Source organism: Paracoccus sp. DMF-8, from assembly GCF_029309835.1.
Classification (GTDB): Bacteria; Pseudomonadota; Alphaproteobacteria; order Rhodobacterales; family Rhodobacteraceae; genus Paracoccus.
In genome coordinates, this window is the sequence record NZ_JARJHL010000017.1 from 128,151 (window position 1) to 142,340 (window position 14,190).

General features: G+C 63.5%; 15 protein-coding genes and 5 pseudogenes. 11 read left to right on the top strand and 9 right to left on the bottom strand.

Annotated elements, in window-relative coordinates; translation table 11 throughout:
* Positions 1 to 6: 6 nt before the first annotated feature.
* The 3 genes and pseudogenes from PE067_RS18580 to PE067_RS18590 all read right to left on the bottom strand — a co-directional run.
* Positions 7 to 168 (bottom strand): annotated as a pseudogene (locus tag PE067_RS18580) (DUF3141 domain-containing protein); the annotation flags it as partial.
* A 104-nt stretch (positions 169 to 272) separates the two neighbouring features.
* Positions 273 to 1,259, bottom strand: a complete 987-nt coding sequence (gene fabI, locus PE067_RS18585) for an enoyl-ACP reductase FabI (protein WP_276191184.1) — start codon at positions 1,257 to 1,259, stop codon at positions 273 to 275.
* A gap of 144 nt (positions 1,260 to 1,403) precedes the next feature.
* A complete protein-coding gene (locus PE067_RS18590; protein WP_276191599.1) occupies positions 1,404 to 2,024 on the bottom strand; it encodes a GntR family transcriptional regulator in 621 nt (206 codons plus the stop codon).
* Positions 2,025 to 2,316: 292 nt separating this feature from the next.
* Between PE067_RS18590 and PE067_RS18595 the strand changes: the two are divergent.
* The 9 genes and pseudogenes from PE067_RS18595 (at position 2,317) to PE067_RS18630 (ending at position 8,830) form a co-directional block, all read left to right on the top strand.
* Positions 2,317 to 3,503: pseudogene (locus PE067_RS18595) on the top strand (ABC transporter substrate-binding protein).
* A 54-nt stretch (positions 3,504 to 3,557) separates the two neighbouring features.
* Positions 3,558 to 4,427, top strand: coding sequence for a branched-chain amino acid ABC transporter permease (locus tag PE067_RS18600; protein WP_276191185.1), 870 nt, complete (start codon positions 3,558 to 3,560; stop codon positions 4,425 to 4,427).
* Between the two features lie 3 nt (positions 4,428 to 4,430).
* Positions 4,431 to 5,438: a branched-chain amino acid ABC transporter permease gene (locus PE067_RS18605; protein ID WP_276191186.1), complete on the top strand. Its 1,008-nt coding sequence runs from the start codon at positions 4,431 to 4,433 to the stop codon at positions 5,436 to 5,438.
* Positions 5,435 to 6,217, top strand: coding sequence for an ABC transporter ATP-binding protein (locus tag PE067_RS18610; protein ID WP_276191187.1), 783 nt, complete (start codon positions 5,435 to 5,437; stop codon positions 6,215 to 6,217). Before PE067_RS18605 ends, PE067_RS18610 begins: the two co-directional genes overlap by 4 nt.
* A gap of 13 nt (positions 6,218 to 6,230) precedes the next feature.
* Positions 6,231 to 6,944, top strand: coding sequence for an ABC transporter ATP-binding protein (locus tag PE067_RS18615; protein WP_346429742.1), 714 nt, complete (start codon positions 6,231 to 6,233; stop codon positions 6,942 to 6,944).
* A gap of 42 nt (positions 6,945 to 6,986) precedes the next feature.
* Positions 6,987 to 7,031: pseudogene (locus PE067_RS22020) on the top strand (hypothetical protein); the annotation flags it as partial.
* 70 nt (positions 7,032 to 7,101) lie between these two features.
* The gene (locus PE067_RS18620) at positions 7,102 to 7,656 is read left to right on the top strand and encodes an aspartate/glutamate racemase family protein (protein WP_346429734.1); all 555 of its coding nucleotides are present in this window, start codon (positions 7,102 to 7,104) and stop codon (positions 7,654 to 7,656) included.
* 115 nt (positions 7,657 to 7,771) lie between these two features.
* On the top strand, positions 7,772 to 8,536 hold the full coding sequence (locus PE067_RS18625) for an aspartate/glutamate racemase family protein (protein ID WP_276191190.1): 765 nt from the start codon (positions 7,772 to 7,774) through the stop codon (positions 8,534 to 8,536).
* A gap of 129 nt (positions 8,537 to 8,665) precedes the next feature.
* Positions 8,666 to 8,830: a hypothetical protein gene (locus PE067_RS18630; protein WP_276191192.1), complete on the top strand. Its 165-nt coding sequence runs from the start codon at positions 8,666 to 8,668 to the stop codon at positions 8,828 to 8,830.
* Between the two features lie 56 nt (positions 8,831 to 8,886).
* Here the strand turns inward: PE067_RS18630 and PE067_RS18635 are convergent, their stop codons facing one another.
* The 4 genes from PE067_RS18635 to PE067_RS18650 form a co-directional block, all read right to left on the bottom strand.
* Positions 8,887 to 9,285: a siderophore-interacting protein gene (locus PE067_RS18635; protein ID WP_276191193.1), complete on the bottom strand. Its 399-nt coding sequence runs from the start codon at positions 9,283 to 9,285 to the stop codon at positions 8,887 to 8,889.
* Positions 9,282 to 9,635 (bottom strand): hypothetical protein, encoded by a 354-nt coding sequence (locus PE067_RS18640; RefSeq protein ID WP_276191194.1) that lies wholly within the window; start codon positions 9,633 to 9,635, stop codon positions 9,282 to 9,284. The genes PE067_RS18635 and PE067_RS18640 overlap by 4 nt, the downstream gene beginning before the upstream one ends.
* A gap of 141 nt (positions 9,636 to 9,776) precedes the next feature.
* Positions 9,777 to 11,048 (bottom strand): lytic murein transglycosylase, encoded by a 1,272-nt coding sequence (locus PE067_RS18645; protein ID WP_276191195.1) that lies wholly within the window; start codon positions 11,046 to 11,048, stop codon positions 9,777 to 9,779.
* 51 nt (positions 11,049 to 11,099) lie between these two features.
* A complete protein-coding gene (locus PE067_RS18650; RefSeq protein WP_276191196.1) occupies positions 11,100 to 11,450 on the bottom strand; it encodes a hypothetical protein in 351 nt (116 codons plus the stop codon).
* A gap of 50 nt (positions 11,451 to 11,500) precedes the next feature.
* On the opposite strand from PE067_RS18650, the pseudogene PE067_RS18655 reads away from it, so the two are divergent.
* A pseudogene (locus tag PE067_RS18655) lies at positions 11,501 to 11,968 on the top strand (YbaK/EbsC family protein); the annotation flags it as partial.
* Positions 11,969 to 12,056: 88 nt separating this feature from the next.
* On the opposite strand, the pseudogene PE067_RS18660 reads toward PE067_RS18655, so the two are convergent.
* Together PE067_RS18660 and dapD are read right to left on the bottom strand one after the other, a co-directional pair.
* A pseudogene (locus tag PE067_RS18660) lies at positions 12,057 to 12,310 on the bottom strand (GlsB/YeaQ/YmgE family stress response membrane protein).
* A 101-nt stretch (positions 12,311 to 12,411) separates the two neighbouring features.
* Positions 12,412 to 13,245, bottom strand: a complete 834-nt coding sequence (gene dapD, locus PE067_RS18665) for a 2,3,4,5-tetrahydropyridine-2,6-dicarboxylate N-succinyltransferase (RefSeq protein ID WP_276191197.1) — start codon at positions 13,243 to 13,245, stop codon at positions 12,412 to 12,414.
* A 99-nt stretch (positions 13,246 to 13,344) separates the two neighbouring features.
* Between dapD and PE067_RS18670 the strand changes: the two genes are divergently transcribed.
* A complete protein-coding gene (locus PE067_RS18670) occupies positions 13,345 to 14,175 on the top strand; it encodes a TIGR00730 family Rossman fold protein (RefSeq protein ID WP_276191198.1) in 831 nt (276 codons plus the stop codon).
* Positions 14,176 to 14,190 lie beyond the last annotated feature (15 nt).

A 14,190-nucleotide genomic window follows, 5' to 3' on the forward strand; every position in this document is an offset into this window, starting at 1 on the left:
CACGCCTTCGGGCGGCAGGATCCGCAGCAGCATGTAATTGCAGGGATAAAGCATATCCTTGCCATCCATGACCACCTCGTAGTCATAGATCAGCACGGGCGGGCAATCCGCCGCCTCATGTTCCAGAAAGATATCGCCGCGCTTGCGCAGGGTATCGGCGGTCAGGATGGCGCGTTCCGCCGCATCGCGCTGATATTCGACCAGCGCCGCGAAAACCCCGCCCTGCGCCGGTAGATCGCGCAGACGGCCCAGCAGGTCCGAACCCTGCCGCATCAGATCGCGGGTGCGGCTGGAATGGTTTTCCATGATGCGGTGTTCGTGTTTCGCCGCCGCTGTGGTCCTGATGTCCGCCGCGCCCGAAATGGCGCCGATTTCGCCCCGCGCGCGGGACATATGGGCTTGCAGGATGTCGATTGCATCCTCTTGCGGACGCAGGACGCTGCCCTGCTGGCGCGGGTCCAGAATTTCAAACAGGTTTGCCATGGTTTGATCCCTCGGGCAGTAATCGAAAAGCCGCCGTCGATGTCATGGACACCGCCGGTCAGGTTGCGCGCCGCGTCCGAGGCCAGAAAGGCGGCCATCGCCCCCACGTCCTCGATCGTGGCAAGCTGGTGGGTTGGCGCGCGCTGCGCCGCAGTATCCAGCAATTCATCGAAATGGTCGATCCCCGAAGCCGCGCGGGTAGCCAGAGGTCCCGGCGACAGGGCGTGAACGCGGATGCCCTTTTCGCCCAGTTCGGCGGCGGCATAGCGGGTCGCGCTTTCCAGCGCGGCCTTGACCGGGCCCATGATGTTGTAGTGCCGCACGACCCGTTCGGACCCGAAAAACGACACCGACAGGCAGCAACCGCCACGATCCATCAGCGGCTCTGCCTGCTGGATCATGCGCAGAAAGGAATGGACCGAGATATCCATCGCCAGCGCAAAGCCGTCGCTGCTGCTGTCGACGACGCGGCCATGCAGATCGGCCCGGGGGGCAAAGGCGATGGAATGCAGCAACCCGTCCATGCGCCCCCAACGCCCTGAAATTTTGTCGAAAACCGCCTTGATCTGCACGGGGTCCGCGACATCCATCGGCAACAGGATTTCGGCGCCCAGTTCTTCGCCCAGGGGGCGGACATGGGGTTCGGCCTTGCCGTTGGCCCATGTGATCGCCAGATCGGCACCCTGCGCGCGAAAGGCCCGCGCACAGCCCCAGGCGATCAGATCGCGGTTGGCGATACCTGCGACAAGGATCTTGTGACCAGCCAGAGAAAACACGACTCACCTCACCAACTCTTGCCCCCCGAATCTAGGCGTGGACATGAGACGTTAGGATGACGTTTCAGAAAACGACTGCTGAATTTTTCTGCGATGCAGCGACGAATGGCAAGGAGGCGCCGAACCGGGCAGAAGGCCGCAGCCCTAGCGTTTCAGGATCGAGACGATATCCAGCGTCACCCGTTCGCGCGCGCCCAGATCAAGGCTGTTCTGGATATGCTGCAAATGGTCGTGCATCAGCCGCGCCGCGCCATCGGCATCGCGGCTGCGGATCGCGTCGATGATGCGGGCGTGGTCGTGGTCGCGGCAATCGGTCATGTCCTGCGCACCATAAAGGCTGATGATCAGCGAGGTCCGGGTGATCAGTTCGCGCATCATCTTGTGCATGACCGAATTGCCCGCGACCTGCGCCAGCAGCCCGTGGAACTGGCCCGACAGGCAGATCGCCTCGCGGCGCTTGTTGTCGTGATGGGCCTGATGTTCGCGTTCGACATGATCGGCCAACCGGGCCAGATCATCGTCGCTGGCCCGCGTCACGGCCAGCCGGGTGATGATCGGCTCCAGCATCAGCCGTGCCTCGAACACCTCATGCGCCTGTTCGGCACTGGGGCTGGCGACATAGGCGCCGCGGTTGGTGTGCAGATCGACGATCTGCTGGCTGGCCAGCAGCAGCAGCACCCGCCGGATCCGCATGCGGCCGACGCCGAACGCCTCGCACAGGGCTGATTCGGACAGCTTGGTTCCGGGCGGCAGACGCTGTTCCACGACTGCCTCGAAAATGTGCTCGACGATCTCTTCTTCATCAATTTCGACGGTTTCGTCCTGGGCACTTGCTAGGGTCATCGACGGCTTTTTTCCCGAAAATACGCTGAACTCATCGAAAAATAGGGCTCTGCTGGTCTTACAACAAGAATTTTGCGCAGGCCAGATTGTCAACAAAATTGTTGACAATCTTGTTAACAGGTTCACGATCAGGATTGTCGAATGTTGCCATCAGGCATCCACAAACGAACAGATCTGCCCCGCCGGATTCGTCATTCACAGGGAGAACGACCAGATGCTACGCCGCAATTTCCTGAGAACCGTCGCCTTGGCGACGATCACCGGCCTTGCCGCCGCGCCGATGGCGATGGCCGAAAACGCGAAACTCAAGATCGGCTTTGTCGGCGTGACCTCGGGTCCGGCGGCGGCTCGGGCATTTCCAACCAGCGCTCGATGGAGGCGCGGGCCGCATGGCTGAACGAACTGGGCGGCGTCCAGATCGGCGACACCACCTATGACATCCAGATCGTCGCCTTTGACGACCAGAAAGACCCCAAGCGCGCCATCGCGGGCATGGAACGCATGGCGCAAGAGGGCGTGCATTACGTCGTCGGCCCGAATGTCGATGACGGCGCGGCGGCGGTGCGTCCGGTCGCCGAACAGCAGGGCATCATGTATTTCCCCTATTCCTTCCCCAAGGAACTGTTTTCCCCGCCCGCCTCCAACGCCATTCTGGGCATGGTCGCCAATTATCAATCCGGCCCCGCGATCTATGCCTACCTGAAGGAAAACAAGGGCGTGCAAAAGGTGGCCTTTGTCGCCGCCAATGAATCCGACCCGCTCAGCCAGCGCGATTCCGGGGTCGAGGCCGCCAAGGCTCTGGGCCTTGAGGTCGTCTCGGACAAGGTGACCTATCAGGTCGACACCACCGATTTTTCGCCCGTGCTGCTGCCGGTCCTGCAGTCCCGCCCCGACCTGCTGGTGCTGTCGGGCGTGTCGCCCGCCAATGCGCCGCAACTGATCCGTTCCGCCCGCGAACTGGGGTATGAGGGGCTGATTTCGACCGAAACCGGGCAGGATGCCAGCGTTCTGGCCGAAGGCGCGGGCGAATTGGCCAATGGCTTCATCTCGGTCGGCGGTGCATCGACCCCGGAACTGGCCAGCGACACGATGCGCGAATTCGTGGACCGCTACACCAAGATGTTCGGCGAATATAACGACGAGTCGAACACCAAGGTCTATGCGCTGGAATATATCATCGAGACGCTGAAGGCGAACCCGGCCGCCCTGACCGATGTCGAGGAATACAAGAAGACCATCGACACATTCGAGGCCCCGAACCCCTTCATGGTCGGCGATGCCAAGCTGCGTTACGTCGGCAGATCCTCTTTCGGGCAAAAGCGTCAGGTCTCGGTGCCGCTGGTCGTGACCGAATACAAGGATGGCGCGTTCGAGACGCTGTTCGTCGCCGAAGTCGACTGACACCCCGAAACGGGGCCGGCCTGACCGGCCCCGCACATCAAACCAGAGGGTGACATGGAACAAATCCTGGCAAACGGCCTGTATCTGGGCGCGCAATACGCCCTGATCGCATTGGGCCTGACACTGATCTTTTCGCTGATGAACGTGCTGAACTTTGCGCATGGGCAGATGTATGTCTTTAGCGGGTTCGTCTGTTACACGGTCGTCGTCCAGCTTGGGCTGCCGTTCATCGTCGGGCTGGTCGTCGCGGCGGTCGTGCTGGCCGTGATGGGCGGGCTGATCGAGAAATTTCTGTTCCGGCCCGTCATCAGACGGTCGAAACGCGATGAATCGACGATGCTGCTGGCGGCGGGGATCGCTTTCTTTCTGGATGCGCTGATCCTGCTGCTGTTCGGCGAAAAGCAGCGCGGCATCCCCAAGGTCGTCAATGGCGTCTTCAACTGGGATTTCCGGCTGATCATGCCCTATGACCGCATCCTGATCTGCGTTCTGGCGATTGCGATCATCGTGTCCTTCATCCTCTTCATGCAATATTCCAAGGCGGGCCGCGCGATGCGGGCCCTGGCGCAGGACCGCATGGCCGCGCAGCTGATGGGCGTCGATGTCGACCGCTATTCGATGATCGGCTTTGCCATGGGCGCGATGCTGGCGGGGTTGGTCGGCGCGCTCTTGGTGTCGATCACCGGCGTCAATCTGGGCATGGGCGGCCCGACCTCGATCAAGGCGTTTCTGATGATCATGATCGGCGGCGCCGGCGTGATTTCGGGTGCCATCATCGGCGGCTTTATTCTGGGCATGATGGAAAGCGTCGGCCTGTCGGTGCTGTCGTCCTATGGCGATGTCACCTATCTGCTGATCTTTGCCAGCCTGATGATCTTCCTTGCCATCCGGCCGCAGGGCCTGATGGGCAAACCCTGGGGCTGATCCATGAACACGAACACTGAAACCATGGCTGCCAAGGGCAGCGTGACGGCGCGCATCCTGGGCATGGCTGCCTTTCTGGCGCTGGTCTTTGTCGCGGTGCCGATGTTCATCGCCGCGACCGGCCGGTCGGATTTCTATTATACGCTGACCTCGGTCGCGCTGCTGGCGATCGGTGCGGCAGGGGTCTGGCTGACCTTTTACATCGGCCGCATCAACATCGGTCAGGGCGCCTATGCGCTGATGGGGGGTTATGTTTCCGCCATCCTGATCACACAGGCCGGCGTCAGTTTCTGGCTGACCCTGCCGCTGGCGGGCATCTTCTGCGCGGTGATTTCGGTGCTGATCGGCCTGCCCATCCTGCGGCTGCGCGGCGTCTATTTCGCCATGGTCACGCTGGTTCTGACCGAGGTCGCCCGCCTGACCGCGCTGGCCCTGCCGATCACCAACGGCGCCAAGGGCATCACCTCGATCCCGCTGCCGGGCGAGCTGTCGGTCCTGGGCATCACCCTGATCCCCGATTTCTCGACGCTGCAAAACCCGCGCCAGGCCTTTTACATGGTCGCCGTCGCCCTGATGGTGCTGGTCTATCTGGTCCTGTGGCGCATCGTGAACACGCGGCTTGGCCACCTGTGCCGCTCGCTTCAGCAAAACGAGGAACTCTCGGCGTCCATCGGCGTCAACACCACCTGGCTGCGCATCCTGGCCTATGCGATCTCCAGCTTTTTCGGCGGGGTTGCGGGGGCGATGTTCGTCTCGATCTCGCAGTCGATCTATCCGTCGTCCTTCGTGGTGCAAGATAGCGTGAACTTCGTGCTGTACTGCTTCCTTGGGGGCTTGGGTTATGTGTTCGGGCCGATGCTGGGCACCTTGCTGCTGTATTTCGGTTGGGACCTTCTGTCGGTCTTCAAGCAATACCAGCTGCTGATCTATTCGGGGTCGATGATCGCCCTGATGCTGATCCTGCCCAACGGCATTCTCAGCCTGCTTGACAAGAAGGAGGGCGGCAAATGAGCCCGATCCTTGAAATCCGCAATGTCACCAAGAAATTCGGCGGACTGACGGCGAACAACGACATCACCTTCGACGTCGCCGAAAGTGAAATCCTGTCGGTCATCGGCCCGAACGGCGCGGGAAAGTCCACGCTGTTCAAGCAGATCGCCGGGTTCGAGACCCCGACCACGGGCGAGGTGCTGTTTCGCGGCAACCGCATATCCGGCCTGCCCCCGCACAAGGTCGCCCGCATGGGCATCGTGCGGACATTCCAGGAAACCACGATCTTCAAGTCGATGACCGTGCGCGAAAACATCATCGTGTCGCATCACCTGCGGTCCAAGGCGTCCCTGCTGGGCTATTTCCTTGGCAATGCCGCCGCGCGCGAGGACGAGGCCGAATTCTCCCGTTCCGCCGATGATATTCTGGAGTTTCTGGGGCTGCGCGAGATCGGGAATGAACTCGCCTCGAACCTGCCACAGGGGCATTTGCGGGCGCTTGGTATGGCCATCGGTCTGGCCACGCATCCGCAGGTGATCTTGCTGGACGAACCTTTCGCCGGGATGAACCATGACGAAACCATGCGGATGGTGGCGCTGGTCCGGCGTCTGCGCGACGAACGCGGGCTGACCGTCTTGCTGGTCGAACATGACATGCCGGCGGTGATGAAAATTTCCGACCGCATCGTCTGCATCAACTTCGGCGAAAAGATCGCCGAAGGAACGCCCGCAGACATCCAGTCGAACCCCCGCGTCATCGAGGCCTATCTGGGTTCCGAAGACGCCGCCATCGGGATGTAAGCACATGACCAGAATGCTGGATTTCGACAATGTCGAACTTTACTACGATCACGTCTATGCGCTGAAGGGCGTTTCCATCCATCTGGATGAGGGCGAAACCGTGGCGCTGATCGGCGCCAATGGCGCGGGGAAATCGTCGATCCTGCGCGCGATCACGGGGCTGCGGAAAATCAAATCCGGCTCGATTTCCTATCTGGGCGACAGGCTGGACGGGACATCCGCCGCCGATATCGTCCGCCGCGGCATCGCCATGGTTCCCGAAGGGCGGCGCGTCTTTCCCCTGATGAGCGTGAAAGACAACCTGCTGATGGGCGCCTTTACCCGCACCGACAAGCTGGACATCGAACAAACGCTGGAAAGCATCCTGACCCGCTTTCCGCGCCTGCGCGAACGCTTCAACCAGCAGGCCAGCACGCTGTCGGGCGGCGAACAGCAGATGATGGTGATCGGCCGCGCGCTGATGGCCAAGCCGAAGCTGCTGCTGCTCGATGAGCCCAGTCTGGGGATCGCGCCGAAACTGGTGCAGGACATCGCCCGCGCGATTGTCGCGATCAGCCGCGACGAAGGCGTGTCCGTCCTGCTGGTCGAACAGAACAGCCGCATGGCCCTGTCGATTTCCAACCGTGCCTATGCGCTGTCGACGGGTCAGATCGTGCTGTCGGGCAATTCCCGCGAATTGCTGGACGACCCCCGCGTCAAGGCCGCCTATCTGGGAGGAGAGGTTTAATTCATGCGCATTCTTGTGCTTAACCCCAATACCACGGCGTCGATGACCGAAAAAATCAGGGCGGCGGCGCGGCGGATTGCAGCGCCAGGGACAGAGATCGTGGCGGTGAATCCCCCCCATGGCCCGGCGTCCATCGAAGGCTTTTCTCGACGAAGCCATGAGCCTGCCCGGACTGCTGCGGGTCATCCACGACACCCTCGATGTCGATGCCGTCGTCATCGCCTGTTTCGACGACACCGGTCTGGATGCCGCGCGCTGCCTGACCGACAAGCCGGTCGTGGGGATCGGCGAAGCCGCCTATCACATGGCCTCGATGATCGCGAACAAGTTTTCCGTGGTGACGACGCTGGCGCGTTCGGTCCCGGCGCTGGAACACAATCTGCACCGCCACGGGCTGTGGGCACGCTGCGCGCGCGTGCGCTCGTCCGAGGTGGCGGTGCTGGAACTGGAAGAACCGGGCAGCAATGCCTATGCCCGGATCAGCGCCGAAATCGGCCATGCCATCCGCGACGACCGGGCCGAGGCGATCGTTCTGGGCTGCGCCGGCATGACCGATCTGGCCGACAGGCTGGCGGGCGAACATGGCGTGCCGGTGCTGGACGGGGTCAGTTGCGCGGTCAGCCTGTGCGAATCCATGGTGCGGCTGAAGCTGCACACCTCGCGGTTTGGGGGCTATGCACCTGTTCCGCAAAGGAAACTCTGCTTTGCCTGACGAAAGGGCCGCCTGAGCGGGCGGCCCGCTGCCATCAACACGACCGTGCCACGCGCAGCCCGCTTGCGCGAAGGATGCGGCATGTCTTTCACCCAGCAGAACAAAGGTTACCGCCATGAAACCCCTTCGCCCCTTTTCCCTTGGGATCCTGTCCGCCGCCATGATCGCCGCCGCCCCTGCCCTGCCGACCGCCGCGCTGGCCGAAGTGCCGGTCATCGTGCTGATCAACCCGAATTCGAACGCCGATGCGACCAAGGGCATGGCCGATCTGGCGCGTGGCGTCGCGGGTGATCGCGCAACCATCGTCGAACGCACCAACACCGGCGTCCCCGCCCTGCTGACCACGCCCGAGGATATGGTGAACGCGACCGAGGGCGTCGCCGGGATCGGCCAGCAGGTCGCGACAGAACCGGGCGTTGCCGCGATCATCGTTTCGGCCTTCAGCGATCCCGGCCTGCCCCGGAACTGCGCGAATCCGTGTCGAATGTCATGGCATCCAGCATTGGCGAGGCGGCGTTTCACGCAGCCGCCAGGATGCCGCAGCGCTTCCATCGTCACCATCACCCCGGACGAAGGGCTGATCGAATCCTTCCGCCTGCAGGCCGAGGAACTGGGCTATGCCGGTCAATATCGCGGCGTGACCGTAACCGAAGGCGACCCCAAGGAACTCGTCAAGGATGCCGATGCGCTGGACGCCGCCCTGACCGGCGCGGTCGAACGCAGCATCGCGAATGACGGCGTGCAAGCGATCATCATGGGCGGCGGCCCGCTGTCAGGCCCCGCCATGCGCATTCAGGACAAGTTCGAGGTGCCGCTGGTCATCGCCGTCGCCGCAGCCACCCGCGCCGCGCTGGACGGGATCGCGGCCAAGGCGGAATAGGCCGCCGGACACGCCCCGGCGCGGAAACGGTTCGGGACAGCGGGACCGCGCGCGGCGTGACGACCAGACGGTGCAGGCTTGGTACCTGCTCGGCTGGCGGCTGCCAGCCATCGGTCCACAGGCAAAGGCGTGGAATTCGTTGCGCTGCAAACCGGCCGCGGCCAGCAATTCGCGCGCGGCCGCAGCCTCTTCGCGTTCGGCGGCGAAAAAGACGTAACGACCGGCATCGGGAAAGCTGATCTCGCGCAGCGCGGTCAGCATTTCATCCCCTGCCCCGCGCGTGATCCAGCGTAGTTCGACCCCCGCCGGATGTCGGATCGGCTGCGCATCGGCAGCATCGGCCACGATGATCAGGCCACGCCCCGCGCATCCTGCGGCAGACGCTCCAACGCGCGGGCGACGACCGGCAGCGCGGTTTCATCGCCCAGATAGGCGACCCGGGGCGCGCTTTGCGGGGTCTTGCCGCCCGGCCCGCTCAGCGCGACATTGTCGCCGACCTGCGTGCGCGCCAGCCAGTCGGTGACGCGCCCACCGTCATGGATAAAGATATCGACATCGATCCAGTCGCCTTCCGGGTCGATGGCGCGGACCGTATAGGGCGGGCGGTGCCAGACGTCGATGCCGCCGGGCCAGATCGTCGTGCCGGTTTCGTCGCATTGCGGCAGATCGCCGGCGCCCGGCCCGTAAAGCAGGCGGAAATGCATCGCATCGGGCGAAAAGCGGCTGAAATCGCCCGTCAGCCGGATCACTGGAACGACGGAGAGATGCGTTCGCTGCGCAGCGCCTGCGCCACGGTGACATTCGCGGGCAGGCCTGGCGCGCGGGTGCGCGCCCATTGCAGATTGCCCTGAAGCCCGCTGTGTTCAAAGAAATGGGTCAGGATTTCCTGCAACTGCACCAGCCATGCCGGATCATCGGCGCGCAGGGTCAGGCGACAGGCCGCATCGCCGCCCGAAAGCCCGATTTCAGCACCGTGAAATTTCAGCTCGGCACCGTTTTCGGTTTCCTGAACCTGCATTTCATAGACTTCCGCGCCCTGACGCAGAACGGGAATGACATCCTTCAGCGGCAGGTTCAGATCGGCGGAATGGGTATTCATCTTTGGCCCTCTCTGCGCCCGGATCCGGGCGCCCCGGACGCGATGCCGGATTTCTTAGTCAATTACTCGACCAATCTCTGCCACGGCAGGGGCGAAGAGGCAAAGGGGCTGGCGGGGTCCTGCCCGCCAGCCGGGATTTTTTCAGCGGCGCAGCTGATCCAGCAGGATCGAGGTCGGATAGCCATCCGGCGTGACCCCGATCGACCGCTGATAAGCGGACACGGATTCCATCGTGGCAGAACCGAACAGCCCGTCAATCTCGCCCTGATAGAAACCCTTTGCGCCAGACGAGCGCTGGATTTCCTCGCGTTCCGAGGTCGACAGCGGCCGGTCGTTGCGCGGCCACTGGCCCTGAATCCCGGACCGGCCCGCGATGCGTTCGCCCAGGAAGGCCACGCCAAGCGCGTAATTGTCCGAGTTGTTGTAGCGCAGGATCGACCGGAAGTTGTCGGTGATGAAAAAGGCCGGGCCACGCGCGCCCGCCGGCATGATGATCGAACCCGAACCGCCCGGCAGCGCGCCGCCACCGATGCGGCGCACGCCCTGCGCCGACCAGTCGCCGCTGGACCGGCGCGTGCCCTTGCCGATCAGCCCCATGTTGAAATTCGCGGGCAGTTGCACCTCGGCGCCCCATGTCTGGCCACGCTGCCAGCCGTTGCGGGCCAGATAGGCGGCCGTCGATGCCAGCGCGTCGGTCGGGTCTTCGGACCAGATGTCGCGGCGGCCGTCGCCGGTGAAATCGACCGCATATTCCAGATAGGAGGTCGGCATGAACTGGGTATGGCCCATCGCGCCCGCCCAGCTTCCCAGCATATGTTCGGGATCAGTATCGCCCGCCTGCAGGATCTTCAGCGCGGCGATCAGCTGGTTCTGGAACATCTCGCCCCGGCGCCCGTCATAGGCCAGCGTCGCCAGCGAGGGGATGATCTGCATCTTGCCCCGGTTCGCGCCGAAGTTCGATTCCATGCCCCAGACCGCCAGCACGATTTCGCGCGGCACGCCATAACGCTGTTCGATAGCCGCCAGCGTGCGGCCATGCTGCGCCGCTCTTTGCCGCCCGGTCGAGATCCGCGAATCCGACACCGCGCTGTCCAGATACAGCCAGACCGGACGCGAGAATTCGGCCTGACGACGATCCAGGCGGATCACCTCGGGGTTGTAGCGCGCGATGCGCATGGCGCGATCATAGGTCGCGGGCGAAATCCCCGCCGACATGGCGCGCGGGCGGAAGCTCTGGATCCAGCGTTGCAGACCCGCTTCGTCCCCTGCGGACGCCGGCGGGATCGGGGCGGGTGTCACCGGGCCCGAGGGCGCGGCACCGGCGCCGGGCGCCATGTTCATCGGCACGCCGCAGCTTGCCAGCGCGCTGATCAGCGCGGCGGAAACCGCAAGACGGGTCACGGAAAGGGTCATGTCACTGCCTGTTTGTTGGTGTTTTCTGCTGTTTCGCCGGATTCTAACCGATCAACCGCTATATGCCCAGTCATCCTCTGACAGGGTATCGCCACCGAAAAGCGGCTCGGACTGGGCGACGATGACGGCGTTTTCGTCCAGCGCGCGCTGCATCAGGGCGCGTTCCTCGCCGGGGATTTCATGCCCCTCGGCCAGTCGTTCGTCCAGCGATCCGTGGCCCGTGACCTCGATCGGGTTCAGATCGGCCTGTTTCAGGATCGCCACGGTTTCGCGCACCGCCTCGGCCTCGTCCTGACCTGCGGCATAGATCAGCATGGCGCCGCCCGTGGCATCGTCCGGCAGGCCATCGCCATCGCGGCGCCCCAGTTCGACCAGCAGCGTATAGACCTTGATATCCGGCATGATTTCCCCTTCATTTCATCGCGAAAGTGAACGAGCCGGGGAAAGAGGCAATGAGCAAGAGCCTGAAACGTGTCCGCGACGCGCTGGAATCCGCCGGGATCGACACCGAAATCCGCGAGATGACCGAAGGCACCCGCACCGCCGAGGACGCCGCCCGCGCCGTTGGCTGCGAGGTCGATCAGATCGCCAAGTCGATCATCTTTCGCGGCGAGGATACGGGCCATGTCGTGCTGTTCCTGACCGCAGGCGGCAACCGCGTCGATGCGCAAAAGGCGACGGCCGTCGCGGGGCAAAGGCTGGGCAAGGCCGATGCCGGGCTGATCCGCGCGGAAACCGGCTTTGCCATCGGCGGCGTCGCGCCCGTCGGCCATCTGACCCGGATCGAGGCATGGATCGACCCCCGGCTGTCGGATTTCCCCGAGGTCTGGGCAGCGGCGGGCACACCGCGCCATGTCTTTGCCATCGGCCCCGCCGATCTGGTGCGGATCACGGGCGCCGTCATTGCCGATTTCACCGCCTGGGAGCCGCAACCGCATGCAAAAACCCGCAGCCTGCGCCACGGGTTTTCGCTGTTGCTATGGGACATCCGCTGCCTTGGCGGCAGCGTCATCGCGCCACGGCGCGATACAGCCAGATCAGGATGATCGCACCGATCAACCCGGCCACACCCTGCGCAAGCCAACTGCCCGCCTGCGTATAGATGCCGAACATGGACAGCAGCGCATTGGCGACGACCGCGCCGACAATGCCCAGAATGATGTTCAGAAAGATGCCTGTATCGGCCTTCATGATGGTGCTGCCGATCCACCCGGCGAAGCGCCGCCGACAATGATGGCTGCGATCCAACCCAATCCCGCCATGGTCTCATTCTCCCTTGTTTTGCAAAGACCCTGTGCCTCCAACGCGGCAAAAGGCGGAAAGGTTCACGGGATCCTTGCACAAACAGAGGGTGTATCGCGGATCAGTCGCGCAAGAGTTCGTTGATCGAGGTTTTCGAACGGGTCTGCGCATCGACGCGCTTGACGATGACCGCGCAATACAGGTTCACGCCATTCTTCGACGGCAGGGAACCCGCGACGACGACCGAACCGGCCGGGACCTCGCCATACATGACCTCTCCGGTTTCGCGGTCGACGATCTTGGTCGATTTGCCGATGAAAACGCCCATGCCCAGGACCGAGCCTTCGCGCACGATGCAGCCCTCGACCACCTCGGAACGGGCGCCGATGAAGCAGTTGTCCTCGATGATGGTAGGGCCGGCCTGCATCGGTTCCAGCACGCCGCCGATGCCGACGCCGCCCGACAGGTGGACGTTCTTGCCGATCTGCGCGCAACTGCCGACGGTCGCCCAGGTGTCGACCATCGTGCCCTCATCGACATAGGCGCCCAGGTTGACGAAGCTGGGCATCAGCACCACGCCCGTGGCGATATAGGCCGATTGGCGGACGACGCAGTTCGGCACGGCGCGGAAACCGGCCTCGCGCCAGCGGGTTTCGCCCCAGCCCGCGAATTTGCTGTCCACCTTGTCCCACCAGCCGCCATTCTGCGGCCCGCCCTGCTGCATTTCCATGTCTTTCAGGCGGAAACCCAGCAGAACGGCCTTTTTCGCCCATTGGTTCACATGCCAGTCGGCACCACGCTTTTCAGCGACGCGCAGCGCGCCCCGGTCCAGCGCCTCCAATGTCGCCTCGACCGCGTCGCGGGTTTCGCCCCTGGTGTCCGGGGTGATCGAATCGCGGTTTTCCCAAGCGGCTTCGATGGCGGTTTCAAGCTGCGCGACATTGATGTTCGACATGGAGGACCTCTCTCGCCCTGGGTGGAAACTGTTGCACAAGGGCTATAAGCCGGGGGGTGCGGGCGCGCAATCCGCCCGCCAATCATATCAGAGGTTTCGATGATGGAAGAAGACGAGCGCAACAATCCGTTCCGCGACAGCCAGCAGGATGTCGCCGCAACCCGCACGGTTCCCCAGACCCCGCAAACGGCCGCGCCCGCCTATCAGCTTGCCTTCACCGACACCGATTTCCTGCTGCGCGACGAATTGCGCCCGGTCCGGCTGCAACTGGAACTACTGAAACCGCAGATGATCATGGATGCGCGCGGCATCCGTTCGACCATCGTGATGTTCGGCGGCGCCCGCATCCCCGCCCCCGACCGGCGCGACACCGCCCGCACCCCCGAACTGGCCAGCCTGTCGCATTATTATGACGAGGCGCGGATCTTTGCCAAACGCATGACCGAACGCAGCCTGAACAGCTATGGCGCCGAAAACGTCATCTGCACCGGCGGCGGCCCCGGCGTGATGGAGGCCGGGAACAAGGGCGCGACCGAGGCGGGCGGCATCTCGATCGGCCTGTCCATCGTCCTGCCGCATGAACAGGCGCCGAACGGCTATGTGACGCCCGATCTGTGCTTCAACTTCCACTATTTCGCGATCCGCAAGATGCATTTCCTGATGCGCGCCAAGGCGATCACGGTCTTTCCCGGCGGTTTCGGCACACTGGATGAAATGTTCGAGGCGCTGACCCTGATCCAGACCGGGCGGATGCGGCGCGTGCCCTTTATCCTGTTCGGCGTCGAATTCTGGAAAAAGGTCGTGAACTGGCAGGCCCTGTCCGATGCGGGCACGATCAGCCCCGAAGACCTGGAACTGATCAGCTTTGTCGACACCGCGGACGAGGCCGTGGCCATCATCGACAACTGGCCCGAGCCCTGCGCGGACTGACCTGACGCGACCGGC

What these genes read in the sequence shown, in the direction of transcription:
- PE067_RS18600 (WP_276191185.1), top strand. Translation starts at nt 3,558, where the DNA reads ATGGAACAAATCCTGGCAAACGGCCTGTATCTGGGCGCGCAATACGCC.
- PE067_RS18605 (WP_276191186.1), top strand. Translation starts at nt 4,431, where the DNA reads ATGAACACGAACACTGAAACCATGGCTGCCAAGGGCAGCGTGACGGCG.
- PE067_RS18610 (WP_276191187.1), top strand. Translation starts at nt 5,435, where the DNA reads ATGAGCCCGATCCTTGAAATCCGCAATGTCACCAAGAAATTCGGCGGA.
- PE067_RS18615 (WP_346429742.1), top strand. Translation starts at nt 6,231, where the DNA reads ATGCTGGATTTCGACAATGTCGAACTTTACTACGATCACGTCTATGCG.
- PE067_RS18620 (WP_346429734.1), top strand. Translation starts at nt 7,102, where the DNA reads ATGAGCCTGCCCGGACTGCTGCGGGTCATCCACGACACCCTCGATGTC.
- PE067_RS18625 (WP_276191190.1), top strand. Translation starts at nt 7,772, where the DNA reads ATGAAACCCCTTCGCCCCTTTTCCCTTGGGATCCTGTCCGCCGCCATG.
- PE067_RS18640 (WP_276191194.1), bottom strand. Translation starts at nt 9,635, where the DNA reads ATGAATACCCATTCCGCCGATCTGAACCTGCCGCTGAAGGATGTCATT.
- PE067_RS18645 (WP_276191195.1), bottom strand. Translation starts at nt 11,048, where the DNA reads ATGACCCTTTCCGTGACCCGTCTTGCGGTTTCCGCCGCGCTGATCAGC.
- PE067_RS18650 (WP_276191196.1), bottom strand. Translation starts at nt 11,450, where the DNA reads ATGCCGGATATCAAGGTCTATACGCTGCTGGTCGAACTGGGGCGCCGC.
- dapD (WP_276191197.1), bottom strand. Translation starts at nt 13,245, where the DNA reads ATGTCGAACATCAATGTCGCGCAGCTTGAAACCGCCATCGAAGCCGCT.
- PE067_RS18670 (WP_276191198.1), top strand. Translation starts at nt 13,345, where the DNA reads ATGATGGAAGAAGACGAGCGCAACAATCCGTTCCGCGACAGCCAGCAG.